A 24,611-nucleotide genomic window follows, 5' to 3' on the forward strand; every position below is an offset into this window, starting at 1 on the left:
GCGGGGGACAGTGGTGGCGGAGGCGGACGGGAATCGAACCCGCCGGACCCGGATGCCGGGCCCCTACGGTTTTGAGGACCGCGCCCGTCACCAGACGAGAAACGCCTCCCCGCGACCACTGGCGTGACACTCTAGGCCCTCGTCGAAACGGCACGTAGGGTGACCTTCGTGACCGCGACCACACCGCACCCAGCAAGCACGGCCGGTCCGGGCGTGGGGATCCGGCTCACCCAGTACGCTGCGGGTGGCGGCTGTGCGTGCAAGGTGCCACCCGGCGAGCTCGAGGCGATCCTCGGCGACCTGCCGACCAGCCGAGCCGGCGGGGACCTGCTGGTGGGTCTCGACCACGGCGACGACGCGGCGGCGGTCCGGATCGACGGTGACCGGGCGGTGCTCGCCACCGCCGACTTCTTCACCCCGGTCGTCGACGACGCCTACGACTGGGGCCGGATCGCCGCGGCCAACGCGCTCTCCGACATCTACGCCATGGGCGGCACGCCGGTGGTGGCGGTGAACCTGCTCGCCTGGCCGCGCGACAAGATCCCCTTCGAGCTCGCCGCGGAGGTGCTCCGCGGCGGCGCCGACATCTGTGTCGAGGCGAAGACCCATCTGGCCGGTGGCCACAGCATCGACGACCCGGAGCCCAAGTACGGGTTGGCGGTGACCGGGATGGGTGAACCCGACCGGCTGCTCCGCAACGACGCCGGCGTGCCCGGCGTACCCCTCACGCTCACCAAGCCGCTCGGCCTCGGCGTGCTCAACAACCGCCACAAGGCGACCGGTGAGAGGTTCGAGGAGGCGATCGCGCAGATGACCACGCTGAACCGTGACGCCTCGCGCGCCGCCGTCGCCGCCGGGATCCGCTGCGCGACCGACGTGACCGGGTTCGGGCTGCTCGGGCACCTGATGAAGATGTGCCGCGCCAGCGGGGTCACCGCGGTCGTCGACGCGGCCGCCGTGCCGTACGTCGAGGGTGCCCGGGAGTCGTTCGCCCAGGGGTTCGTCCCCGGCGGCAGCCGGCGCAACCTGGACTGGGTCAGGCCGCACCTGAGCTCGGCGCACGGCGAGGACGAGCTCGTCCTGCTCGCCGACGCGCAGACCTCCGGTGGACTGCTCGTCGCCGGCGAGCTGCCCGGCCACCCGGTGGTCGGTGAGCTGGTCCCGCGACGGGAGCACCTGGTCGAAGTTCGTTGAAGCTCGTCGTCCACCCCTCGCATGAAGCTCGGTGGTTGGGGTAGGTTCCGGCGAAACGGGAGGAGAGCAGAGCGATGGTTTCTGGCAAGGCGTTCCTCGGTTGGCCGGTGCTGCGGCAGTTCGCCGGCAAGGACCCGCTCGGGCGCGGCCCGGCGGTGCGCTCCGAGCACACCGAGCAGCTCTCCGCCCGCACCGAGACCGCGGACCGCGTCGCGCGCAGCGTGTGCCCGTACTGCGCGGTGGGCTGTGGTCAGAAGGTCTACGTCAAGGACGAGCAGGTCATCCAGATCGAGGGTGACCCCGACAGCCCGATCTCGCGCGGCCGGCTGTGCCCGAAGGGCTCGGCCAGCAAGAACCTGGTCACCAGCGAGATGCGCCAGACCAAGGTCCGCTACCGCCGGCCGTACGGCACCGAGTGGGAGGACCTCGACCTCGGCACCGCGATGGAGATGATCGCCGACCGGGTGGTCAAGGCGCGCAACGACACGTGGCAGGACCTCGACGAGGACGGCCGCAAGGTGCGCCGCACGCTCGGCATCGCCAGCCTCGGGGGCGCGACCCTCGACAACGAGGAGAACTACCTCATCAAGAAGCTGTTCACGGCGATGGGCGCGATCCAGATCGAGAACCAGGCCCGTATTTGACACTCCGCCACCGTCCCCGGTCTGGGGACCAGCTTCGGGCGCGGCGGCGCCACCGGGTTCCAGCAGGACCTCGCCAACGCTGACTGCATCATCATCCAGGGCTCGAACATGGCCGAGGCCCACCCGGTGGGCTTCCAGTGGGTGGTGGAGGCCAAGGCCAGGGGCGCCAAGATCATCCACGTCGACCCCCGGTTCACGCGGACCAGCGCGCTCGCGGACACGTTCGTCCCGTTGCGCGTGGGCACCGACATCGTGTTCCTCGGCGGGATCATCAACTACGTCCTGAGCAACGAGCTCGACTTCCGCGAGTACGTCGCGCACTACACCAACGCCGCCCACATCGTCAGCGAGGACTACCAGGACGCCGAGGACCTCGACGGGCTGTTCTCCGGCTTCGACCCCGAGACGCGCACCTACGACCCGGCCAGCTGGCAGTTCCAGGAGCAGGAGGCCGAGGGCTCGAGGCGCCAGGACCAGGCGATGCAGCGCGAGACCGCCAGTGCCCTCCAGCACGAGACGCACGGCATCTCGGTGCACGCGCACCCGCCGCGCGACGAGACGCTGCAGCACCCGAACTGCGTCTACCAGATCCTCAAGCGGCACTACGCCCGCTACACCCCGGAGATGGTCGCCGAGACCTGCGGCGTGTCGAAGGAGGCCTTCCTCGAGGTCTGCGAGGCGTGGACGCAGAACTCCGGGCGCGACAAGACCACGGCGCTGGTCTACAGCGTCGGCTGGACCCAGCACAGCGTCGGTGTGCAGTACATCCGCACCGGGGCGATCCTCCAGCTGCTGCTGGGCAACATGGGCCGCCCCGGCGGCGGGATCATGGCGATGCGCGGGCACGCCAGCATCCAGGGCTCCACCGACATCCCGACGCTGTTCAACATCCTGCCCGGCTACCTGCCGATGCCGAACGCTTCGGAGCACACCAGCCTGGCGGAGTGGATCGACGCGGTGCGCAAGCCGGGGTCGAAGGGGTTCTGGCACAACGCCGACGCCTACGGCGTCAACCTGCTCAAGGCCTACTGGGGCGACAAGGCGACGCCGGAGAACGACTTCTGCTTCGACTACCTGCCGAAGATCACCGGCGACCACGGCACCTACCGCACCGTCCTGGACATGATCGACGGCAAGGTCAAGGGCTACTTCCTCCTCGGGCAGAACCCCGCGGTCGGCTCCGCGCACGGCAAGGCGCAACGCCTCGGCATGGCCAACCTGGACTGGCTCGTGGTGCGGGACCTGTTCGAGATCGAGAGCGCGACGTTCTGGAAGAACTCCCCCGAGGTCGAGACCGGCGAGATCGTGCCCGAGGAGTGCCGCACCGAGGTGTTCCTGCTGCCGGCAGCCTCCCACGTCGAGAAGGAGGGCACGTTCACCCAGACCCAGCGGATGCTGCAGTGGCGCGAGAAGGCGTTGGAGCCCAAGGGCGACTGCCGTTCCGAGCTCTGGTTCTTCTACCACCTCGGCCGGCTGGTCCGGGAGCGGCTCAAGGACTCCACCGAGGAGCGTGACCGGCCGATCCTCGACCTCGCCTGGGACTACCCCGTGCACGGCGAGCACGCCGAGCCGAGCGCCGAGGCGGTGCTGAAGGAGATCAACGGCTACGAGGTCGCCACCGGCCGGCCGCTGTCGACGTTCAACGAGATGAAGAACGACGGCAGCACTGCCGGCGGGTGCTGGATCTACACCGGCGTCTTCGCCGACGGGGTCAACCAGGCCGCCCGCCGGAAGCCGGGCTCGGAGCAGTCGTGGGTGGCTCCGGAGTGGGGCTGGGTGTGGCCGATGAACCGGCGGATCCTCTACAACCGCGCCTCCGCCGACCCCGACGGCCGGCCGTGGAGCGAGCGCAAGGCCTACGTCTGGTGGGACGAGCAGAAGGGCGAGTGGACCGGCCACGACGTGCCCGACTTCGAGAAGACCAAGCCGCCGTCGTACCGCCCGCCGGAGGGCTCCGAGGGCGTCGAGGCGATCTCGGGCCTCGACCCGTTCATCATGCAGGGCGACGGCAAGGGCGCGCTCTACGTCCCGCAGGGGCTGATCGACGGTCCGCTGCCGACCCACTACGAGCCGGTCGAGTCGCCGTTCCGCAACCCCCTCTACGGGCAGCAGGCGAACCCGACCCGCAAGCAGTACGACCGCGAGGACAACCGGATGAACCCCAGCCCTCCGGAGGCGCACGCGGACGTCTTCCCGTTCGTGTTCACCACCAGCCGGCTGACCGAGCACCACACGGCCGGCGGGATGAGCCGCTACCTCGAGCACCTCGCCGAGCTGCAGCCGGAGATGTTCGTCGAGGTCTCCCCGGAGCTGGCGCGGGAGCGCGGCCTGGAGAACAACGGCTGGTGCCACGTGGTGACAGCGCGGGCCGCCGTCGAGGGGCGGGTGCTGGTCACCGACCGGCTCAGCCCGCTGCGGGTGGAGGGCCGGACGGTGCACCAGGTCTGGCTTCCCTACCACTGGGGCTCGGGCGGCATGGTCACCGGCGACTCCGCCAACGACCTGCTCGGGATCACCCTCGACCCCAACGTCCTGATCCAGGAGAGCAAGGTCGGCACCTGCGACGTCCTGCCCGGCCGGCGCCCCAAGGGCGCCGCCCTGCTCCGGCTCGTCGAGGAGTACCGCGACCGCGCCGGCATCCGGCACGACGTCTACGCCCCGGTGGTCACCGTCGGCGCGGCCGCCGGCTCCGACGACGAGGGCAACCCCACCCCCGATCCCAGTGAGGCTGACACGTGATCGGCAAGAACAGCCTGTTCGGCCCTGTCGACCCGGCGCGGGAGGCGGGGTACGACGACCCGCCTCCGCGCAAGGGCTTCTTCACCGACACCAGCATCTGCATCGGCTGCAAGGCCTGCGAGGTGGCGTGCAAGGAGTGGAACGACGTCCCCGACCACGGCTTCGACATGCTCGGCTCGTCGTACGACAACAGCCACTCGCTCAACGCCAACCAGTGGCGCCACGTGGCCTTCATCGAGCAGCCCAAGCGGCTCGGCGACCAGGAGGCGCGGCTGCGCCAGCCCCCGGTGGACCTCGGGATGCCGACGGTGGGGTCCGACGGTCCGGAGGTCCGGCTGCCCGACGGCACGGAGGCGGAGAAGCCGGACTTCCGCTGGCTGATGTCGTCCGACGTGTGCAAGCACTGCACCCACGCCGCCTGCCTGGACGTGTGCCCGACCGGCTCGCTGTTCCGCACCGAGTTCGGCACGGTCGTGGTGCAGGAGGACATCTGCAACGGCTGCGGCTACTGCGTCCCCGCCTGCCCCTACGGCGTGATCGACCGGCGCAAGGGCAGCAGCGACGGCAAGGCGGTGCTCAACGAGGGCGTCGCCCAGAAGTGCACGCTGTGCTACGACCGGCTCAAGGCCGACCAGAAGCCGGCGTGCGCGCAGGCCTGCCCGACCGAGTCGATCCAGTACGGCGACCTCGACGAGCTGCGCGAGCGGGCCAACGACCGGGTCGCCCGGCTCCACGAGGCAGGGATCATGGACGCCCGGCTCTACGGCAACGACCCCCACGACGGGGTCGGCGGCGCCGGCGCGTTCTTCCTGCTGCTCGACGAGCCCGAGGTCTACGGGTTCCCGCCCGACCCGGTGGTCACCACCCGCGACCTGCCGAAGATGTTCAACCGTGCGACCGCGGCAGCGTTGACCATGCTCGCGGGCGCTGCGATCTCGTTCCTGGGGAGGCGCGGATGAGCCCGGAGGTCGACCGCCACGGACAGACCAGGACCGACCCCGGCCGCACGGCGCCGATCGGGTCCGACGGCGGCCGCCGCCCCGGCCGCAGGGGGGGACGCCGCCGGGCCGGTCGCGGCGGCGAACGCTCGATGGTGCCCGAAGCCGAGTTCACCTCCTACTACGGCCGGCCCGTGGTCAAGCCCTCGCCGTGGGAGCACGACATCCCGGCGTACCTCTTCGCCGGCGGCCTCGCCGCCGGCTCCTCGCTGCTCGCCGCCGGGGCCGACCTCAACGACCTGCCGGCGCTGCGCCGGGTCGGCCGGATCGGCGCCCTGGGCGCGCTCGGCTTCAGCATGGCCGCGCTGGTCCACGACCTCGGCCGGCCGTCGCGGTTCCTGAACATGCTGCGCACGATGAAGCTGACCTCGCCGATGTCGGTCGGCACCTGGATCCTCTCGATCTACGGGCCGTTCGCCGGCGCGGCCGCGGCCGGCGAGGTGGTCGGCCTGCTGCCCGAGGGCAAGGTCAAGGGACCGCTGCGGTTGCTGCGGCTCGCCGGCCGCCCGGCCGGGCTGCTCGCCGGGCTCACCGCGCCGCCGGTGGCCGCCTACACCGCGGTCCTCCTCGCCGACACCGCGACCCCGTCGTGGCACTCGGCCTACAAGGAGCTGCCGTTCGTGTTCGTCAGCTCCGGGCTGGCCGCCGCGGGTGGCCTGGCGATGATCGGCACGCCGACGGACCAGGCCGGACCCGCGCGGCGCGCGGCGGCCGGGGGCGCGGTGGCCGAGCTGCTGGCCGAGCAGCTGATGGAGCGCTCGATGGGGCTCACCGCCGAGCCGCTGCACAAGGGCCACGCCGGCAACCTGATGAAGGCGGCGAAGGCGCTGACCGCCGCCGGCGCCGCCGGCACGTTGCTCTCGGGACGCAGCCGCGGGATCGCGATGCTGTCGGGGGCCGCGCTGATGGCCGGGTCCGCGCTGACCAGGTTCGGGGTCTTCGAGGCCGGACAGGAGTCCGCTCGCGACCCGAAGTACACCGTCGTACCCCAGCGCGAGCGGCTCGACCGAGGAGAACCGATCCGCTACCAGGGCTAGATCCGACGCGCCGCCCCGCTCGGGAGAGGCGTGTGACGAGAAGGAGTCAGACCATGGCGAGCTCGACCCAGGCCGGCGACGCGCCCGGCACGCAGACGCCCTCCGGCAACCGCTGGCTGCTGGTGGCGGCCGGACTGCTGCTGCAGTTCTCGATCGGGGCGGTCTACGCCTGGAGCACCTTCTCCGCGGCACTGCAGGACGCCGGACCGTGGCAGCTGAGCAAGGTCCAGGCGTCGTTGCCGTTCACGGTGACGATCGCGATGATCTTCATCGGCACCTACATCGGCGGCCGGATCCAGGACCGCAAGGGCCCCCGCGTGGTCGCGCTCGCCGGCGGCGTCATCTACGCGATCGGGATCATCCTCGCCGGGTTCGCCCGCGGCGAGGAGCAGCTGTGGCTGCTGATCGCCGGCTACGGCGTGATCAGCGGCTTCGGTCTCGGTGTCGCCTACATCGTCCCGATCGCGATGCTGCAGAAGTGGTTCCCCGACAAGAAGGGCCTGATCACCGGCCTCGCCGTCGGCGGCTTCGGCTTCGGCGCGGTGCTCACCTCCCCGGTCGCGAAGTGGCTCATCGACCAGGACCCCGACCAGCCGACCAAGGCTTTCCTCTGGCTCGGCATCGCCTACCTGGTGATGTCGCTGGTCGGCGCGTCGTTCTTCAAGAACCCCCCGGCCGGCTACGTCGTGCCCGGCTACGAGGGCGGTGCCGGAGGCGCGGAGACCGACGCGGCGGTGAACTACACCCAGGGCGAGGCGCTGCGCACGCCGCAGTGGTACCTGCTCACCGCGATCCTCGCGCTCAACACCACCGTCGGCATCGCACTGATCTCCCAGGCCGCCGGCAGCGCGTCGGGGATCGCCGGTTACAGCGCTGCTGCCGCCGCGACGGTCGTCGGTGTGCTCGCGATCTTCAACGGAGCCGGCCGGATCGTGTGGGCCGCCGCCTCGGACTACATGGGCCGGATGCCGGCGTTCGCGGCGATGCTCGGCCTGCAGGGCATCTGCCTGGTGCTCCTCCCGCACGCGGGCAACGCAGCGCTCTGGTTCGTGCTCGCTGCGGTGATCTACCTCTGCTACGGCGGCGGCTTCGGCACGATGCCGGCGACGGCCGGTGACTACTTCGGCGTGAAGAACGCCGGCGCGATCTATGGCCTGATGCTGATCGCGTGGAGCATCGCCGGCGTCGTCGGCCCGATCGTGATCTCCACCCTGCTCGGTGACGGCGAGCCGAACTACACCCTGGGCTACACCACCATGGGTGTGATCGGGCTCGCCGCGGTGCTGCTCACCCTTATCACGAAGAAGCCCCGCGCCCGCGCCGCCCAGCCCGCGTAGCACCGCCCCCAGCCCGTGTAACGCGGGGTTACGGACGGTCCACACGCGGTGTACGGCCGGGGAACCGTCCACAGCCCCGCATCAGAGCGGAGCGGTGGTACGGCGCTCGGCGACCGCCTCGGCCGCCAGCGCGACGAACCGCCGCACGCCCGGGCTCTCCCGCCGCGGGTCCCACGCCACCACCAACACCGAGGGCTCGAGGTCCTCGACCGGCACGAACGCCAACCCGGGCTTGTGGTACTCCTCGACCAGGCCGGCCGGGACCAGGTTGACCCCCCGGCCCAGGGCGATGTCGGCCAGCCACTCCTCGACGGTGGTCGCCCGGCTGAGCACGGCGTCGACGCCGGCCGCCCGGATCCGGCGCTGGTACCAGTAGTCGGCGAACACCGGGTCGGTGACCAGCCGGGTCTCCAGGAACGGCGTCCGCGCCAGCCGGCGTGCCGGCACCGACGCCAGACCGGCGAGCGGGTGGTCCTCGGCCATCACCGCGACCAGCGGGTCCCTGCCGATCTCCAGCGTGCTCAGGCACTCCATGCCGGTGAACGGCGGTCGCAGGATCGCCACGTCGCTGCAGCCGTCGGCCAGGCCGGCCGACGGGTCGTCCCACTCGTACTGCCGCAGCTGGAGGTCCACGGTCGGCTCCGCGCGACCGAACTCGTTGAGCAGCCGACGCACCGGTGCGGTCAGCGAGAAGGACAGGAACCCGACCTGCAGGGTCGATGCCCGTCCGAGCGCCAGCCGCCGGGCGGTCTCCTCCAGCGCACCCGCACCGGCGAGCGTGCTGCGGGCCAGCGGCAGCAGCTCTGCTCCGGCCGGCGTCAGCCGCACGCCGGCCGCCCCGCGCTCGAACAGGCGCACGCCGAGGTCGCGCTCGAGGACCTTGACCTGCTGGCTGAGCGTGGGGGAGGTGATCAGCAGCCGAGACGCTGCCCTGGCGAAGTGCAGCTCCTCGGCCACCGCGACGAAGTAGCGAAGCTGCCGCAGCTCCATGACCAGCCATGTTAGGCACCGTCGAACGCCGGTGAGACGAAAAGACATCGACCCCGGCCACTGGTCTGCGCCACCTTCGGGAGCGGCCCGGACGGTCCGGGACGTCAACTTCTGGGAGCACTGCATGAGCATGACCAACCCGATCTCGACCGGGACCACCCGGGCGGACCTCGACGCGCTGGCCGCGACGGTCCGCGGCCCCGTGCTGGCCGGCGACGACCCCCGGCTCGCGGACGAGGTGGCCACCTTCAACCTCGCGATCACCCACCGGCCGGCGGTCGCGGTCGGGGCGACCTGTGCCGAGGACGTCGCGGCTGCGGTGACCTGGGCCGGCCGGCACCGGCTCCCCGTCGCGGTCCAGGCCACCGGCCACGGCCCGGTCAAGGGTGCCGACGGTGCCCTGCTCGTCACCACCTCGCGGATGCGCGAGGTCGTCGTCGACCCCGACCGTCGTACGGCGACCGCGGCAGCCGGCGCCCGGTGGGCCGACGTGGTGGCCGCCGCCGCGCCGCACGGCCTGGCCCCACTGAGCGGCTCCTCGTCGCAGGTCGGCGTGGTCGGCTACACCCTCGGTGGCGGGATGGGCGCGCTCTCCCGTCAGCACGGCTTCGCCGCCGACCTCGTGGAGAGCGTCGAGATCGTCACCGCCGACGGGCAGGTCCGCCACCTCGACGCCGAGCACGAGCCGGACCTGTTCTGGGCCGTGCGCGGGGGCAAGGGCAACTTCGGGATCGTCACCTCGCTCGAGTTCGGCCTGGTCGCGGTGCCGGAGATCTACGGCGGCGGCGTGTTCTTCGAGGGCTCCTCGGCCGCGGACGTCCTGCACGCGTTCCGCGAGTGGGCGCCCGCCCTTCCCGACCAGGCCGGCACGTCGGTGGCGATGCTGCGGCTGCCACCGCTCGAGGAGATCCCGGAGCCGCTGAGGGGCACGTTCGTCGTGCACCTGCGCTTCGCCTGGACCGGGGCGGCCGAGCAAGGGAAGCGGCTGCTCGGGCCGATGCTCAGCGCGGGGCAGGTGATCGCACCGATGCTGGCGACGATGCCGTACGCCGAGGCCGACGCCATCCACCAGGACCCGACCGACCCGATGCCGGCCTGGGAGCGCGGACGGCTGCTCGCCGAGCTGCCGGCCGAGGCGATCGACAACCTGCTCGCGGTCGTGGGCCCGGACGTCGAGATCCCGCTGGCGATGGTGGAGCTGCGGCTCATGGGTGGAGCGCTCTCGCGGCAGCCGAAGGTGCCGAACGCGGTGACCGGACGCGAGGCGGCCTTCAGTGCGTTCGTGGTCGGCCCGCTGATGCCGGGTCTCGAGAACGTCGTACCCGCGGTCGGCCGAGGCATCCTCGACGCCCTGGAGCCGTGGCACACCGGCACCGCGCAGCTGAACTTCCTTGGCGACGCGCACACGCCGGAGGCGGTGGCCGCGGCCTGGCAGCCTGACGTCCACCGGCGCCTGCTCGAGGTCAAGCAGGCCGTCGACCCGGGCAACACGTTCTGCCACGGGCACGCGCTGGTCGCCCGGGACTGACCGACGCAGGACCAAGGGATGCCCGACCCGGGACGTTCGGCCCGTTTTCGACCGGCCCCGGGCGGGCTACCTTCCGTGGAGCCGGCCACCCGCGAGGGTTGGCGTTGTCTCGTCGAAGGCGGTCCCTTCATGTCCGTTCAGCACCTGACCGAGCGACGTGCGCGTGACGGGTGGATGGCGGAGGTCGACTTCGACCGGGCACCGTTCACGATCGCCTGGGAGGTGACCCGGGCGTGTGTGTTCGCCTGCGTGCACTGCCGGGCCGACGCGCAGCGGCGGCGGGACCCTCGGGAGCTCACCACGGTGGAGGGCTACGCGTTGATCGACCGGCTCGCCGAGTTCGGGTCGCCGATCCTGGTGTTCACCGGCGGCGACCCGATGATGCGTCGCGACCTCTTCGAGCTGATCTCGTACGCCGACGAGAAGGGGCTGCGCTGCTCGCTGACCCCCACCGCGACCACCTCGCCGACCCGGGAGCGGCTGCGGCTGGCGGCCCTGGCGGGGGTACGTCGGATCGCGCTCAGCCTGGACGGGCCGAACTCGGAGGTGCACGACGCCTTCCGCAAGGTCGACGGGTCCTGGGAGCGGACGATGACGATCCTGCGCAACGCGCAGGAGGTGGGCCTGAGCGCCCAGATCAACACCACGGTCACCGCGCACAACGTCCACCTGCTCCCCGACATGGTGCAGTTCGTGCGCGAGGTCGGTGCGGTGCAGTGGAGCGTGTTCTTCCTGGTGCCGATGGGCCGCGGCCAGGAGCTGTCGATGATCTCTCCCGAGGAGCACGAGCGGGTGCTCACCTGGCTCCACGAGCTCTCCCGGCAGGGCGACTTCGACATCAAGGCCACGGCGGCTCCGATGTACCGCCGCATCGCCGCGCAGCACCGGCACGGGGACGGGCCGGTCGGAGGCGCCGGCTTCGCCTTCCACGACGGCCTGGACCGGCCGGTGCAGGGCGTCAACGACGGGCGCGGCTTCCTGTTCATCTCGCACCTCGGCGAGATCATGCCGTCGGGGTTCCTGCCGATCTCGGTCGGCAACGTCCGCGAGGACGACGTCGTCGAGGTCTACCGAACCAACGAGCTGTTCCGGGCGCTGCGCGACCCCGCCCGCCTGACCGGCAAGTGCGGGGCGTGTGAGTACGCCGACGTCTGCGGCGGCCAGCGAGGCCGCGCGTACGCCGTCACCGGCGACCCGCTGGCCTCCGACCCCGCCTGCGCCTACGTGCCGGCAGGCTGGACCGCGTGAACCGACCCGCACACCGCGTGGTCGTGGTCGGCGGGGGAGTCACCGGCCTGACCACGGCCCACCGGCTGCGTCATGCCGACCCGGGACTGCGGGTGACCCTCGTCGAGGCCTCCGGCCGGCTCGGCGGGAAGCTGGTCACCGAGCGCGTCGCCGGCTTCGTCCTGGAGGGCGGGCCCGACGCCCTGGTCGGCTTCAAGCCGGCCGGGCTCGCGCTGGCCGAGGAGCTGGGCCTGACTCCGCGTCTGGTGCCCGCCGACCCCGGCTCGGCGGGGACCTTCCTGGCCGACGGCGACCGCCTGCGCAGGATGCCGGACGGCTTCACCGGTTTCGTGCCGAGACGGCTGTGGCCGATGGTCACCACACCGCTGCTCCCGCCCGGGGCGAAGCTCAGGCTCGGCCTCGAGTGGGCTGTGCCGGCCGGTGGACCGGGTGACGAGTCGGTCGCGGACTTCGTGTCCCGGCGGCTGGGCCGGCAGTTCTACCAGCGACTCGTGGAGCCGCTCGTCGCCGGCATCTTCGGCGCCGACCCCGCGGAGCTGAGCCTGCGCGAGACCCTGCCGCAGCTGCGCCGGGCCGAGCAGGCACACGGAAGCCTCACCCGGTTCGTGCTCGCCGAGCGCCGCCGGGCTGCGGGAGCGGCCGGACCGGCCGTGTCCTCGTTGCTCGCGCCGGTCGGTGGGATGGCCGAGCTCGTCACGGCGCTGGAGGGCGCGCTGGCCGGGGTCGACGTACGCACCTCGACGACGGTGGAGTCCGTCACCGCGGAGCCCGGCGGCTACCGGGTTGGCCTCGCCGCGGCCGACGGCACCCGCAGCGACCTGCCGGCCGACGCGGTCGTCCTCGCCGTGCCGGCACCGGCCGCCGCGCGGGCGGTGCGCACCCTGGACGCCGCGCTGCCGCCGGTGCTCGACCAGCTCCGCTACGGGTCGACGGTGACGGTCAACCTGGGCTTCGCCGGCGACGCGCCGCCGGTCGGTGGGCACGGCTACCTCGTGCCGGCCCGCGAACGACGCGCCGCCCGGGCGGTGACCTGGAGCTCGGTGAAGTTCCCCGGGCGCGCCCCCGAGGGGCACCTGCTCGCCCGGGTGTCCCTCGGTGGGCCGGGCCGCTCGGTGGGTCAGGCGGACCGGGAAGACCTCGTCGCGCTGGCCCGCGACGAGCTCGCCCGCATCGGGCTGACCGCCGCCCCCGTGCTCGCCCGGGTGCACGACTGGCGCGGGGCGATGCCGTCGTACACGGTGGGACACTCGGACCGGGTGGCCGAGATCGAGTCGGTGCTGGCCCGGCACCCCGGCCTGCTCGTGGCCGGCAGCGCGTTCCACGGGGCCGCGGTGCCCGACTGCATCGTCTCGGCCGGCCGGGCGGCGGACGCCGTGGTGGCGCACCTGTCGCGGACCGGTCCGCCGATCACGGGGACGAGCGCCCGCGTGGTGTGACGGGTCAGTCGTCCGCGGCGGTCGACGGCAGGGTCACGGTGAACGTCGCGCCGAGGCCGAGGTCGGAGTCGATGCCGATCGTGCCGCCGTGCCGCTCCACGATGCGCTTGACGATCGTCAGGCCGAGACCGGTGCCGGGGATCTCGAGCGCGGCCGGGTTGGTGGAGCGGAAGAACTCGGTGAACAGCTGCTCCTGGTCGGCCGGCGAGATCCCGATGCCCTGGTCGCTGCAGCGGAAGGTGACGGTGCCGTCGCCCCGCTCGAGGCTGCAGGTCACCACGCCGCCGGCGGGGCTGAACTTCACCGCGTTGCCCATGAGGTTGCTGACCACGCGGTCGAGCTCGGCGGCGTCGCCGTACGCCGTGACCGTGTCCTGCGTGCCTTCGAGCACGACCCGCACCTGCTGCTTGGTCGCCTGCGGCTCGAGCAGCTCTCCGGCGACGGTGACGATCTCGGCGAGGTCGACCGGGGTCGGCACCAACGGCCGGTGCGGGTCGCCGACCTTGGACAGCAGCAGCAGGTCCTCGACGAGGTCGGAGAGCCGGGTCGCGCCGCGCTCGATCGCGGCCAGGGACATGTCGGTGACCGTGCCGTCCTCGGCGGTCTCGAGCAGCTCGAGGTGCCCGATGATCGCCGTCAGGGGGCTCTTGAGCTCGTGCGCGAGCGTGGAGATCATTTCGGTCTTGTACTGGTCGAGCTGCTGCAGCTCCTTGACCAGGGTGTGCTCGCGCTCGTAGATGCGCGCATGGAGCACCGCGCGGCCGAGGTCACGGCCGATCTCGAGGGCCGCGGCGATCTCCTGGTCGGTCCAGCTGCCGGCGTCGGAGTCGCGGCCGAGGGCGAGGTAGCCGAGACACTCCGGGCCGGCACCCATCGGCACCAGCACGGTGGACCGGCATCCGGCCAGCGCCACGAACCCGAGCGCGTGGTCGATCTCGGCCTCGGTCAGGCCGGGCAGGTCCGACATCTGGGTGCCGGGGAGGACGAACGCCCGCCGACCCCGCCAGCCGAGGTGGGCCAGGCGGGTGGCCACTCCGACGACCTCGTCGGGGGAGACGGCCGGGGCGGGGAAGCTCGCGCTGACCCCGCGGCCGAGCACCTCGCCCTGCCCCTCGAAAGTGCGGATCCACAGGGCGTCGCAGGCCAACCCCTTCACGATCGGGGTGACTGCGGACTCGACCACGCGGACCAGGTCGAGGGCGTTGCCGGCGGTCTGGGCGACCTCGCGGACGACGGCTGCCAGGCGGATCTCCTCGCGGAGCCGCTCGCGGACCTTGGCGTTGCTGATCGCGATGCCGGCCTGGGCGGCGTACATCTCCAGCGCGTCGCGGGCGAACTGGCCCGGGCGCAGCCCGTCGCGCGGCAGGTCGACCGACAGCAGGCCGACCATCTCGCCGGTGGGCCCGGACAGCGGCGCGAGCAGCGCGTCCTCGGGGTGCCAGGCGTTCGGGGCGTCCAGCGGCGCGACGTCGGGGATCCAGCCGCGTCCCACCTCGCCGTTGAGCCGCTCGTGGGGGATGAACCGGAGCAGACCCCAGTGGTCGGCGATCGCGAACTCGTCCTGGATCTCGTCCACGGGGGTGCGCACGCCGATCAGCTGCTCCCGCGCAGTCTCGTCGCCCGCGACGGAGACCACCTCGAGGTGCCGGTCGGGGTGGAGGTAGCTGACCGCGGCGACGCCGAACCCGGTGACGTCGGAGACGCCCTCGACCAGCGACTGAAGGACCGAGGCGAGGTCCTCGCCTGCGTTCACCCGGCACATCAGCTCGTGCAGGCGGCGCAAGGTGGTGACCTCGCGTGGTCCTTCGTAGCTCACGCCGAGTTGCCCCCTGCTCGTTGTCGGCGCCGAACACAGTTGTGGCACCTTCTGCCATTATCCGCTTTCAGTGGCCAAAAGGTTGCTTTTCACGCCATTGCGGTCCAGGCCTCGGGTACACCCCAGGGATCCGCAAGTGACCGTGCGGTAAGTTGCGCACGTGAAGCGATCGATCTTCGAGCCAGACCACGACTCCTTCCGTGACTCGGTCCGCGAGTTCCTCGACCGCGAGGTGCGGCCGCACCTCGAGGAGCACGCCGAGGCGAAGGCGATGCCGCGCGAGATGTGGCTGGCCGCGGGCCGGCAGGGGTTCCTCGGCCTGGAGATCCCCGAGCAGTACGGCGGGTCCGAGGCCGGCGACTACCGCTACAACGCGGTGATCACCGAGGAGCTCGCCCGGGTCAACATGGCGCTGGCCTCCTCCTTCGGCATCCACGCCGACATCGTCCCGCCGTACCTCGTGCACCTGACCACCGAGGAGCAGCGCGAGCGCTGGCTGCCGGGCGTGGCCAGCGGCGAGATCCTGACCGCGATCGGGATGACCGAGCCCTCGGGCGGCTCCGACCTGGCCGCGCTGCGCACCACCGCGGTCAAGGACGGCGACGACTGGATCCTCAACGGCTCGAAGACCTTCATCACCAACGGCTACTCCGCCGACCTGGTCGTGGTCGCCGCCCGCACCAGCCCGGAGAAGAAGGCCCGCGGGATCACCCTGTTCGCCGTGGAGGCGGGCATGGAGGGCTTCTCGCGGGGTCGCAAGCTCGACAAGGTGGGTCAGCCCGAGGCCGACACCGCCGAGCTGTTCTTCGAGGACGTCCGGGTGCCGTCGGCCAACATCGTCGGTGAGGTCGACAACGGCTTCATCCACATGATGCAGTGGCTGCCGCAGGAGCGCCTGGGCACCGCGATCACCAACATCGCCCATGCCGCGCAGATCCTCGACGAGACCATCGAGTACGCCAAGGAGCGCAAGGCGTTCGGCCAGTCGATCGGCCAGTTCCAGCACAACAAGTTCCTGCTCGCCGAGCTGGTCACCAAGATCGAGGTCGCCCAGGCGTTCGTCGACCAGGCGGTGATGGCCCACTCCAAGAAGGAGCTCACCCCGATCGACGCGGCCAAGGCGAAGTGGTGGTCGGCCGACGTGCAGAACGACGTCATCGACCACTGCCTCCAGCTGCACGGCGGCTACGGCTACATGAACGAGTACCGCGTCGCGCGCGCCTGGCGGGACGCCCGGGTGACCAAGATCTGGGCCGGTTCGAACGAGATCATGAAGGAGCTGATCGGGCGCGACCTCGGGTTCTGACCCGCGGCGCACCGCCCGAACGCGTGATGATGGTCTGCGAGCAGGTGCATCCGGGACGGCGACGGTTCCCGCCGCGCCCGTCGAGCGTGGGCCAGGCGCGCGCCATGGTCCGCGAGCTGCTCACGGCGGCCGGCCGTGACGACCTCGTCGAGACCGCCGAGCTGCTGGTCAGCGAGATCGTCACCAACGCGATCGTCCACGCCGGCACCCCGATCGACGTGGCGGTCTCCTTCGTCGACGGTGGCCTGCGCGTCGAGGTGACCGACGGCAGCCCGCACGTGCCGTCGCCGCGGGACTACGGTCCGAGCGCCGGCACCGGTCGCGGGCTGATGCTCCTGGAGGAGCTCGGCGAGGACTGGGGCGTCCTCCCCGAGGATCCGGGGAAGACGGTGTGGTTCCACATCGCGACCGACCCCGGCACGATCGTCGCCGAGGGCCGCCCGCTCGCGGAGCCTTCCGGCCCCGGGCGCAGCCCGGGACCGGAGCCCGTGTCCGTGGCGCTGCTGGACGTCCCGCTGCTGCTGCACGAGGCCTGGCGCCAGCACGCTGAGGCGCTGCTGCGTGAGTACCTGCTGGCCACCATCGACGCCACGACAGCGACCGACCCGATCCTGCAGCACGCCCGGGCCAGCGACGCCATCGCGCTCCTCGCCGAGCACATCCCGCCGTCGGGGGTCGGCGAGGACCCGGCCGAGGTGATGGTCACCGCGACCGAGCCGTTCGTGAGCAGCCCGCTCGTGGAGGTGCCGGTGCCGCCGGACTCGGTGGCCAGCTTCCGGACCCTCGACGAGACCATCACCGCCGCCGCGGCGATGGCCGACGCCGGTGACCTGCTCACCGCCCCGACCCAGCCAGAGCTGCGTTCCTTGCGGGCCTGGCTGTGTGGGGAGGTCCTGGCGCAGAGCGGGGGGAGCGCTCCGACCTCGTGGACCGCGGTGGCGCCGGCTCCACCGGCCGACGCGCCGCCGCCGACCTGGGACCCGGCTCCCGTCCAGCGGTCGACCAGGGGCATGGTCGCCGCCGACGACAACGACCGGATCGCCGCCGTCAGCGGCCCCGCACTCGAGATCCTCGGGTACGACGATCCTGCGGACCTCGTGGGCCGGCGGCTGGTCGAGCTGATCCCACGCCGCTACCGGCAGGCCCACCTGGCCGGTTTCACCATGCACTTCCTCTCCGGCCGGTCCACGCTGATCGGTCGCACGGTGGTCGTGCCCGCGGTGCGCCGCGACGGCACCGAGGTCGAGGTGGAGATGACGATCCGGACCGAAGGCGCCGCCGACGGCCGGACCGTCTTCGTCGCCGAGCTGGCACGCGCCTGACCGGCGGGGTCGCCGTCGCGGCGGCGCCTCAGGCCAGTGCCTGCTCGAGGTCGCCGAGCAGGTCCTCGACGTCCTCGAGCCCCACCGAGAGGCGCACCAACCCGTCGGTGATGCCGACCCGGGCCCGGCCCTCGGCGCCCATCCGGTGGTGGGTGGTCGTCGCCGGGTGGGTGACCAGCGACTTGGAGTCACCGAGGTTGTTGGAGATGTCGATGATCCCGAGCCGGTCGAGCACCGAGAACGCACGCTCCTTGCCGCCGGCGACCTCGAAGGTCACCACGGTCCCGCCGCCGCTCATCTGCCGCCGGGCGAGCTCGTGCTGCGGATGGGACTCCAGCCACGGGTAGAGCACCCGGTCGACCCGCGGGTGCTGCTCGAGCCAGCCGGCGATCCGCTCCGCCGCCGCGGTCGAGTGCAGCACGCGCATCCGCAACGTCTCCAGGCCCTTGGTGAGCACCCAGGCGTTGAACGGGCTCAGCGACGGCCCGGTGTTGCGCATGAGGGTCTTCACCTCACCTTCGATCAGGTCCTTCGGCCCGAGGATCGCGCCGCCGAGGGTGCGGCCCTGGCCGTCGATGTGCTTGGTCGCGGAGTACACCACCACGTCGGCGCCGAGCTCGAGCGGACGCTGGAGGACCGGGGTCGCGAACACGTTGTCCACGATCACGGTCGCGCCGGCGGCGTGGGCGAGGTCGCAGACCGCTCGGATGTCGACGAGCTCCTGCATCGGGTTCGACGGCGACTCGAAGAAGACCGCCTTCGCGGGAGTGGCCAGCGCCTTCTCCCACTGCTCGAGGTCGTGTCCGTCGACGAACTCGGTGGTGACGCCCCAGCGGGGTAACAGGTCGTCGAGGATCGCGAAGCACGACCCGAACAGGCTGCGGGCGGCCACCACCCGGTCACCGGACCGCACCAGGGCCAGCAGCGCGTTGAACACCGCGGCCATCCCGCTCGCGGTGGGGAAGCACGCCTCGGCACCCTCGACGAGCCGCAGCCGCTCGGCGAACCCGGTCACCGTCGGGTTGCTGAAGCGGGAGTACATGTAGTGCTCGGCCTCGCCCTTGAACGCCGCCTCCGCCTCGGCAGCCGAGGAGTAGACGTAGCCGGAGGTGAGGTAGAGCGCCTCGGCGGTCTCCTCGAACTCCGAACGGTGCAGCCCGCCGCGCACCGCGAGCGTGTCGGGCCCCCAGCCGGCCGGGCCGGGACGGTCCGCGCTCACTGCTGCCGCCAGGGCAGACCGCGCGCCCGCCAGCCGGACCCGCCGCGATGACCTTCGGCGTCGAGGTCGCCCTCGAAGCCCTCGGCGACGTTGTACGACGGTCCGATGCCCGCCGCCGTGGCGGCGATGGCCGCCGACCGGGACCGCGCGCCTGAGCGGCAGATGAACAGCACGGGGGTGGTGAGGCCCAGGCCGGCCAGCGTCTCGGCGAAGGTGGGGTTGCGCTCACCGGAGGGCCAGTACGTCCACGAGAGCATGACCAGCTTCTTGTCCAGCTCGGCGAGGTCGGGCGCGCCGACGAACATCCACTCCGCCTCCGAACGAACGTCGACGAGGACGGCCTCGGGCTCGCGCGCGAGCAGGTCCCAGGCCTCGGTCGGGGTGAGGTCACCGGCGTAGGTCATGCTCGAAACGGTACGGACCGGCCGACGGTCCACGACTCAAGCGTCCAAAATATGAACATGAATGTCACATGTTGAGATCCGCTGGGCTTGGAGCGCGGCAGGCAGGCGGGGTTCGGGTGCACGATCGTGCAGTGCACAATCCTGCGTCCGTTTCAGGTGGATTCGAGCAGTTGTCTGGGTCATGCTTCTAGCAAGCGGTTCGGGACAGCCGTGACAAAGAAATAGATTGAGACGAGGGCAAACGAGTCAACCCCCCACTCGACAGTTTGTTCCTAGCGCCATCCTCCCCCCCGGCCCGTCTCAACTCGCACAAAGGCCGTCCACCTCGGGTGGACGGCCTTCGTGCGTCTCGGACGGGCAGGTAGGGCTGAGCGGCCCGAGACGGTGGCGACGGGTTCCCGGGCCCGCCGCCACCGGGGCGCTCAGTCGGAGAGGCGCTCGCCGCTCGCGGTGTCGAAGACGTGGACGTGCTCGGGGTCGGTGGTGACGTAGAGCATCGAGCCCTTGGCGACGTCGCGACGGGCCTCGAGCCGGACCACGACCTCGCTGGGGGTGCCCTCGACGTCGCAGGTGCCGTAGAGGAACGCGTCGGCGCCGAGCTCCTCGACGACGGTGACCTTGATCGGGAGCCCGCCCTCGCCCTCGCCGACGACGCGCCAGGACTCCGGGCGCACGCCGACGGTGATGTCACCGCTCATCTTCGAGGCGGCCGCGCGGTCGATCGGCACGACGTAGTCGCCGATCTTCGCGCCGCCCTCCGTGGGCTTGGCCTGCAGCAGGTTCATGGCGGGGGAGCCGATGAAGCCGGCGACGAACAGGTTGGCCGGGTGGTCGTAGAGCGCCAGCGGCGTGTCGACCTGCTGGAGCAGGCCGTCCTTCATCACCGCGACGCGGTCGCCCATCGTCATCGCCTCGACCTGGTCGTGGGTGACGTAGACGGTGGTGATCCCCAGCCGCTGCTGGAGCGCGGCGATCTGGGTGCGGGTGGAGACCCGCAGCTTGGCGTCGAGGTTCGACAGGGGCTCGTCCATGCAGAACACCTGCGGCTGGCGGACGATCGCGCGGCCCATCGCCACCCGCTGGCGCTGGCCGCCGGAGAGCGCCTTCGGCTTGCGGTCGAGGTACTCCTCGAGGTCGAGCAGCTTGGCCGCCTCGGCCACCCGCGCCATCCGCTCGTCCTTGTGGACCTTGGCCATCTTCAGCGAGAACGCCATGTTCTCGGCGACCGTCATGTGCGGGTAGAGCGCATAGTTCTGGAACACCATCGCGATGTCGCGGTCCTTGGGCGGGACGTTGGTGATGTCGCGGTCGCCGATGAAGATCTTGCCCTCGGTCACCTCCTCCAGACCGGCGAGCATCCGGAGGCTGGTGGACTTGCCGCAGCCGGACGGACCGACGAGCACCATGAACTCGCCGTCCTCGATCTCGAGGGTGAACTTGTCGACGGCCGGCTTGTCGCTGCCGGGGTAGAGGCGTTGGGCGTTCTGGTAGGTCACCGAAGCCATGGTTGAACATCTCCTTCACCGGCAGGTACGTGCCGGACGATCCGAGTAAAGGCACCCCGGCCGGGTGGCCGGGGCGTCTCCGACTCTAGCCCTGTCCGGCCGGGTTTCGCCGCGATCCGAGCGCCCAGGGCCGAAGGTCCCACGCCGGCCCGTCAGTACCATGCGGGCATGAGCCACCCGCGTGCAGGAACACCCGCCCAGGACTCCGACCTCGTCGACGTGGCACACCTCGTCACGGCGTACTACACCGCAGAGCCCGACCCCGAGAACCCCGAGCAGGCGGTGGTCTTCGGCACCTCCGGGCACCGGGGCAGCAGCCTGCGCAACGCGTTCAACCAGACCCACATCTGGGGGACCACCCAGGCGATCTGCGACTTCCGCCGCGACCAGGGGTACGACGGCCCGCTGTTCCTCGGCCGCGACACGCATGCACTCTCCGAGCCGGCGTGGGCCTCCGCCCTCGAGGTGCTCGCGGCCAACGAGGTCACCGTGCTGGTCGACGAGCGGGACGGCTACACGCCGACGCCGGCGGTCTCCCACGCGATCCTCGCGGCGAACCGGGGCCGCACCGAGGGGCCAGGCCTCGCCGACGGCATCGTGGTGACCCCGTCGCACAACCCGCCCGCCGACGGCGGCTTCAAGTACAACCCCCCGCACGGTGGCCCCGCCGGGTCCGAGGCGACCAAGGACATCGCCGAGCGGGCCAACGCCTACATCCGCTCCGGCCTCGACGGCGTCCAGCGGATCCCGTTCCCCCGGGCACGCAGGGAGGCGGGCAGCTACGACTTCCTGGGTCGCTACGTCGACGACCTCCCCTCGGTGGTGGACCTGGACCGGGTCCGCGAGGCAGGGATCCGGATCGGCGCCGACCCGCTCGGCGGCGCCAGCGTCGGCTACTGGGGCGAGATCGCCGAGCGGCACCGGGTCGACCTCACCGTGGTGAACCCGCGGGTGGACCCGACCTGGCGGTTCATGACGCTGGACTGGGACGGCAAGATCCGCATGGACTGCTCCTCGCCGTCGGCGATGGCCTCCCTGATCGAGCGGCGCGCGGAGTACGACCTGGCCACCGGCAACGACGCGGACGCCGACCGGCACGGGATCGTCACCCCCGACGGCGGACTGATGAACCCCAACCACTACCTGGCCGTGGCGATCGGCTACCTGCTCGGCGCGCGACCGCGCTGGTCGGCCGACGCCGCCGTCGGCAAGACGCTGGTCTCCTCCTCGATGATCGACCGGGTGGTCGCCGGCGCCGGCCGCCGGCTCACCGAGGTCCCGGTCGGCTTCAAGTGGTTCGTCCCCGGCCTGCTCGACGGTTCGGTGGTGTTCGGCGGCGAGGAGTCCGCCGGGGCGTCGTTCCTCCGCTTCGACGGCACCGTGTGGACCACCGACAAGGACGGCATCCTCCTGGCCCTGCTCGGCTCGGAGATCCTCGCCGCGACCGGGGAGACGCCCAGCCGGCACTACGCCGCCCTCGCCGCGACGTACGGCGACCCGGCGTACGCCCGCATCGATGCTCCGGCCGGACGCGAGGAGAAGGCCAAGCTCGCCGCGCTCTCGCCCGACGACGTCACGGCGCAGACCCTCGCCGGTGACCCGATCACCGCCCGGCTGACCGAGGCACCCGGCAACGGCGCGGCGATCGGCGGGCTGAAGGTCACCACCGAGCACGCCTGGTTCGCCGCCCGCCCCTCGGGCACCGAGGACGTCTACAAGATCTACGCCGAGTCCTTCAAGGGGCCCGACCATCTCGCCCAGGTGCAGGCCGAGGCCCGCGACGTCGTCGCCGCCGCCCTGCGGTCCTGAGCGTGGGTACGTCGCTCAGCCGCGCTGCCGGTCCGCGAACGGGTCGGCGAGGCCGACGTACTTGGTCTCGAGGAACTCCTCGATCCCCTCGAAGCCACCCTCACGGCCCAGCCCGGACTGCTTGACCCCGCCGAAGGGCGCGGCCGGGTTGGAGACGACGCCGACGTTGATGCCGAGCATCCCCGACTCGATGGTGTCGGCCAGCCGGAGCGTGCGGGCGACGTCGCGGGTGTAGGCGTAGGCGACGAGGCCGTACTCGGTGTCGTTGGCCATCGCCACCGCCTCGTCCTCGTCGGCGAAGGTGACCACCGGGGCGACCGGGCCGAACACCTCCTCGGTGAGGATCCGCGCGTCACGGCCGACCGAGGTGATCACGGTGGGCGCGTAGAAGTACCCGGCGCCGGCCTGCGGCTCACCGCCGGTGCGCAGCTGCCCGCCGGAGGCGATCGCGTCCTGCACCAGCTCGTGGACCTTCTGCCTGCTCTTCTCGTCGATGAGCGGGCCGACCTTCGCGTCGGCCTCGGTGCCGCGCTTGACCGGCAGCGCCGCCATCCGCTCGGCCAGCCGCTTGCCGAACTCCTCGGCGACCGACTCGTGCACGATGAACCGGTTGGCCGCGGTGCACGCCTCGCCCATGTTGCGCAGCTTGGCGAGCATCGCCCCCTCGACGGCGGAGTCGAGGTCGGCGTCCTCGAACACCAGGAACGGCGCGTTGCCGCCGAGCTCCATCGAGGTGCGCAGGACCTGCTCGGCGGAGTCGCGCAACAGGCTGCGGCCGACCTCGGTGGAGCCGGTGAACGACAGCTTGCGCAGCCGCGGGTCCTTGATGATCGGGCCGGTGACCCCGCCCGCGTCGGTGGTGGGGATGACGTTGAGCACGCCCGGCGGCAGGCCGACCTCCTCGAGCACCGCGGCGAACATCAGCGTGGTCAGCGGGGTGAGCGCCGCGGGCTTGATCACCATCGTGCAGCCCGCCGCGACCGCCGGTGCGATCTTGCGGGTGGCCATCGCCAACGGGAAGTTCCACGGAGTGATCAGCAGCGACGGGCCGACGGGTCGCTTGTGCACCATCAGCCGCGCCTTGCCGTCCGGAGCGGTGGCGAACCTGCCGGAGATCCGCGCGGCCTCCTCGGAGAACCACCGGAGGAACTCCGCGCCGTAGGTGACCTCGCCACGGGCCTCGGCCAGCGGCTTGCCCATCTCCAGGGTCATCAGCAGTGCGAACTCGTCGGCGCGCGCGGTGACCGTGTCGAACGCCCGGCGCAGGATCTCGGCGCGCTCCCTCGGCGCGGTCGCGCCCCAGGAGGCCTGCGCCTCTGCGGCGGCGGCCAGCGCGGCCATCCCGTCCTCGGGCGTCGCGTCGGCGACCCGGGTCAGCACCTGCCCGGTGGCGGGGTCCTCGACCTCGAAGGTCTGGCCGCCACCGGCGTCGCGCCAGGTCCCGCCGATGAACAACCCGGTGTGCAGGGACTCGATCAGCTGCTTCTCGTTCGGCTCGGTCATCGCCGGCGACCTCCCTCTGTGTCCTGGGACACGTTCTGCTCCTGTGTGCAGTCTGCCAGCCGTCCGGCGCGGGTCACCGCGGGGGCGTGCACGCCGGTACGGTGCAGCCGCCGATCAGGAGCGCGGCCGGCCGACCAGGTGCGCGATGTGCTGCAGGGCCAGGGCGTACCCGTGTGCGCCGGCGCCGGCGATGACCGCGTCGGCGACGAGCGAGACGTAGGAGTGCCGGCGGAACCCCTCACGCGCGTGGATGTTGGACAGGTGCACCTCGACGACCGGCTGCTCGAGCACCGCCAGCGCATCCATCACCGCGACCGAGGTGTGCGAGTAGGCGCCCAGGTTCACCACGACCCCGGCCGCGCTGCGGCGGACCTCGTGGACCTTGTCGATCAGCACCCCTTCGTGGTTGCTCTGGAGGAGGTCCACCTCGAGCCCGAGCTCGGCCGCCGTCGCGCGGCACAGCTCCTCGACGTCGGCCAGGGTGGTGGTGCCGTAGACCGCGGGGTCCCGCTCGCCGAGCAGGTTCAGGTTGGGACCGTTGAGCACGAGGACCGGGCCGGTCATCGGCGCCTCCTT

The 24,611-nt window shown here is 71.8% G+C and carries 18 protein-coding genes and 1 tRNA gene; 11 read left to right on the top strand and 8 right to left on the bottom strand.

Going from position 1 to position 24,611, the window contains the following annotated elements:
- Window positions 1-14 precede the first annotated feature (14 nt).
- Window positions 15-109 (bottom strand) — tRNA-Sec (locus tag ACYVIH_RS21545).
- 104 nt (window positions 110-213) lie between these two features.
- Here ACYVIH_RS21545 and selD point away from each other — a divergent pair.
- The 5 genes from selD to ACYVIH_RS21570 all read left to right on the top strand — a co-directional run bounded on the left by selD (window position 214) and on the right by ACYVIH_RS21570 (window position 7,949).
- Window positions 214-1,194: a selenide, water dikinase SelD gene (gene selD / locus ACYVIH_RS21550; protein WP_460871754.1), complete on the top strand. Its 981-nt coding sequence runs from the start codon at window positions 214-216 to the stop codon at window positions 1,192-1,194.
- Window positions 1,195-1,268: 74 nt separating this feature from the next.
- Window positions 1,269-4,577 carry a formate dehydrogenase gene (gene fdh / locus ACYVIH_RS21555; RefSeq protein ID WP_460871606.1) on the top strand — a complete coding sequence of 1,103 codons (3,309 nt, stop codon included), beginning with the start codon at window positions 1,269-1,271 and terminating at the stop codon, window positions 4,575-4,577.
- Window positions 4,574-5,536, top strand: a complete 963-nt coding sequence (locus ACYVIH_RS21560) for a 4Fe-4S dicluster domain-containing protein (RefSeq protein WP_460871607.1) — start codon at window positions 4,574-4,576, stop codon at window positions 5,534-5,536. Before fdh ends, ACYVIH_RS21560 begins: the two co-directional genes overlap by 4 nt.
- On the top strand, window positions 5,533-6,612 hold the full coding sequence (gene nrfD, locus ACYVIH_RS21565) for an NrfD/PsrC family molybdoenzyme membrane anchor subunit (RefSeq protein WP_460871608.1): 1,080 nt from the start codon (window positions 5,533-5,535) through the stop codon (window positions 6,610-6,612). The genes ACYVIH_RS21560 and nrfD overlap by 4 nt, the downstream gene beginning before the upstream one ends.
- Before the next feature lie 53 nt (window positions 6,613-6,665).
- The gene (locus ACYVIH_RS21570) at window positions 6,666-7,949 is read left to right on the top strand and encodes an L-lactate MFS transporter (RefSeq protein WP_460871609.1); all 1,284 of its coding nucleotides are present in this window, start codon (window positions 6,666-6,668) and stop codon (window positions 7,947-7,949) included.
- A gap of 81 nt (window positions 7,950-8,030) precedes the next feature.
- Here ACYVIH_RS21570 and ACYVIH_RS21575 read toward each other — a convergent pair whose 3' ends face one another.
- Window positions 8,031-8,939 carry a LysR family transcriptional regulator gene (locus ACYVIH_RS21575; RefSeq protein ID WP_460871610.1) on the bottom strand — a complete coding sequence of 303 codons (909 nt, stop codon included), beginning with the start codon at window positions 8,937-8,939 and terminating at the stop codon, window positions 8,031-8,033.
- Window positions 8,940-9,063: 124 nt separating this feature from the next.
- Between ACYVIH_RS21575 and ACYVIH_RS21580 the strand changes: the two genes are divergently transcribed.
- From ACYVIH_RS21580 to hemG, 3 genes are all read left to right on the top strand, one after another.
- A complete protein-coding gene (locus ACYVIH_RS21580; protein WP_460871611.1) occupies window positions 9,064-10,467 on the top strand; it encodes an FAD-binding protein in 1,404 nt (467 codons plus the stop codon).
- 129 nt (window positions 10,468-10,596) lie between these two features.
- Window positions 10,597-11,715: a TIGR04053 family radical SAM/SPASM domain-containing protein gene (locus ACYVIH_RS21585; RefSeq protein ID WP_460871612.1), complete on the top strand. Its 1,119-nt coding sequence runs from the start codon at window positions 10,597-10,599 to the stop codon at window positions 11,713-11,715.
- On the top strand, window positions 11,712-13,151 hold the full coding sequence (hemG, locus tag ACYVIH_RS21590; protein WP_460871613.1) for a protoporphyrinogen oxidase: 1,440 nt from the start codon (window positions 11,712-11,714) through the stop codon (window positions 13,149-13,151). Before ACYVIH_RS21585 ends, hemG begins: the two co-directional genes overlap by 4 nt.
- Window positions 13,152-13,155: 4 nt before the next feature.
- On the opposite strand, the gene ACYVIH_RS21595 is transcribed toward hemG, so the two are convergent.
- The gene (locus ACYVIH_RS21595; protein WP_460871614.1) at window positions 13,156-14,967 is read right to left on the bottom strand and encodes an ATP-binding protein; all 1,812 of its coding nucleotides are present in this window, start codon (window positions 14,965-14,967) and stop codon (window positions 13,156-13,158) included.
- Between the two features lie 160 nt (window positions 14,968-15,127).
- Here ACYVIH_RS21595 and ACYVIH_RS21600 point away from each other — a divergent pair, with 160 nt between their 5' ends.
- Window positions 15,128-16,273 (top strand): acyl-CoA dehydrogenase family protein, encoded by a 1,146-nt coding sequence (locus ACYVIH_RS21600; protein ID WP_460871615.1) that lies wholly within the window; start codon window positions 15,128-15,130, stop codon window positions 16,271-16,273.
- A gap of 29 nt (window positions 16,274-16,302) precedes the next feature.
- Window positions 16,303-17,595, top strand: coding sequence for an ATP-binding protein (locus ACYVIH_RS21605; RefSeq protein WP_460871755.1), 1,293 nt, complete (start codon window positions 16,303-16,305; stop codon window positions 17,593-17,595).
- A gap of 28 nt (window positions 17,596-17,623) precedes the next feature.
- On the opposite strand, the gene ACYVIH_RS21610 is transcribed toward ACYVIH_RS21605, so the two are convergent.
- The 3 genes from ACYVIH_RS21610 to ACYVIH_RS21620 all read right to left on the bottom strand — a co-directional run bounded on the left by ACYVIH_RS21610 (window position 17,624) and on the right by ACYVIH_RS21620 (window position 20,723).
- Window positions 17,624-18,814: an O-succinylhomoserine sulfhydrylase gene (locus tag ACYVIH_RS21610; protein ID WP_460871616.1), complete on the bottom strand. Its 1,191-nt coding sequence runs from the start codon at window positions 18,812-18,814 to the stop codon at window positions 17,624-17,626.
- Window positions 18,811-19,218, bottom strand: coding sequence for a rhodanese-like domain-containing protein (locus tag ACYVIH_RS21615; protein ID WP_460871617.1), 408 nt, complete (start codon window positions 19,216-19,218; stop codon window positions 18,811-18,813). Before ACYVIH_RS21615 ends, ACYVIH_RS21610 begins: the two co-directional genes overlap by 4 nt.
- Before the next feature lie 422 nt (window positions 19,219-19,640).
- Window positions 19,641-20,723, bottom strand: a complete 1,083-nt coding sequence (locus ACYVIH_RS21620; protein WP_460871619.1) for an ABC transporter ATP-binding protein — start codon at window positions 20,721-20,723, stop codon at window positions 19,641-19,643.
- A 168-nt stretch (window positions 20,724-20,891) separates the two neighbouring features.
- On the opposite strand from ACYVIH_RS21620, the gene pgm reads away from it, so the two are divergent.
- Window positions 20,892-22,532 carry a phosphoglucomutase (alpha-D-glucose-1,6-bisphosphate-dependent) gene (gene pgm, locus ACYVIH_RS21625; protein ID WP_460871620.1) on the top strand — a complete coding sequence of 547 codons (1,641 nt, stop codon included), beginning with the start codon at window positions 20,892-20,894 and terminating at the stop codon, window positions 22,530-22,532.
- A gap of 15 nt (window positions 22,533-22,547) precedes the next feature.
- Here pgm and ACYVIH_RS21630 read toward each other — a convergent pair whose 3' ends face one another.
- Both ACYVIH_RS21630 and aroQ read right to left on the bottom strand, forming a co-directional pair.
- Entirely contained in the window at window positions 22,548-24,035 is a 1,488-nt protein-coding gene (locus ACYVIH_RS21630; protein WP_460871621.1) for an NAD-dependent succinate-semialdehyde dehydrogenase, read from the bottom strand.
- A 114-nt stretch (window positions 24,036-24,149) separates the two neighbouring features.
- Window positions 24,150-24,599: a type II 3-dehydroquinate dehydratase gene (gene aroQ / locus ACYVIH_RS21635; protein ID WP_460871622.1), complete on the bottom strand. Its 450-nt coding sequence runs from the start codon at window positions 24,597-24,599 to the stop codon at window positions 24,150-24,152.
- Between the last annotated feature and the right edge of the window lie 12 nt (window positions 24,600-24,611).

The sequence above is a fragment of the Nocardioides pakistanensis genome (assembly GCF_054781215.1).

Bases quoted from the DNA above. Each gene is read 5' to 3' on its own strand.
- nrfD (WP_460871608.1), top strand. From the start codon at position 5,533: ATGAGCCCGGAGGTCGACCGCCACGGACAGACCAGGACCGACCCCGGC.
- ACYVIH_RS21570 (WP_460871609.1), top strand. From the start codon at position 6,666: ATGGCGAGCTCGACCCAGGCCGGCGACGCGCCCGGCACGCAGACGCCC.
- ACYVIH_RS21575 (WP_460871610.1), bottom strand. From the start codon at position 8,939: ATGGAGCTGCGGCAGCTTCGCTACTTCGTCGCGGTGGCCGAGGAGCTG.
- ACYVIH_RS21580 (WP_460871611.1), top strand. From the start codon at position 9,064: ATGAGCATGACCAACCCGATCTCGACCGGGACCACCCGGGCGGACCTC.
- ACYVIH_RS21585 (WP_460871612.1), top strand. From the start codon at position 10,597: ATGTCCGTTCAGCACCTGACCGAGCGACGTGCGCGTGACGGGTGGATG.
- ACYVIH_RS21605 (WP_460871755.1), top strand. From the start codon at position 16,303: ATGGTCTGCGAGCAGGTGCATCCGGGACGGCGACGGTTCCCGCCGCGC.
- ACYVIH_RS21615 (WP_460871617.1), bottom strand. From the start codon at position 19,218: ATGACCTACGCCGGTGACCTCACCCCGACCGAGGCCTGGGACCTGCTC.
- ACYVIH_RS21620 (WP_460871619.1), bottom strand. From the start codon at position 20,723: ATGGCTTCGGTGACCTACCAGAACGCCCAACGCCTCTACCCCGGCAGC.
- pgm (WP_460871620.1), top strand. From the start codon at position 20,892: ATGAGCCACCCGCGTGCAGGAACACCCGCCCAGGACTCCGACCTCGTC.
- ACYVIH_RS21630 (WP_460871621.1), bottom strand. From the start codon at position 24,035: ATGACCGAGCCGAACGAGAAGCAGCTGATCGAGTCCCTGCACACCGGG.
- aroQ (WP_460871622.1), bottom strand. From the start codon at position 24,599: ATGACCGGCCCGGTCCTCGTGCTCAACGGTCCCAACCTGAACCTGCTC.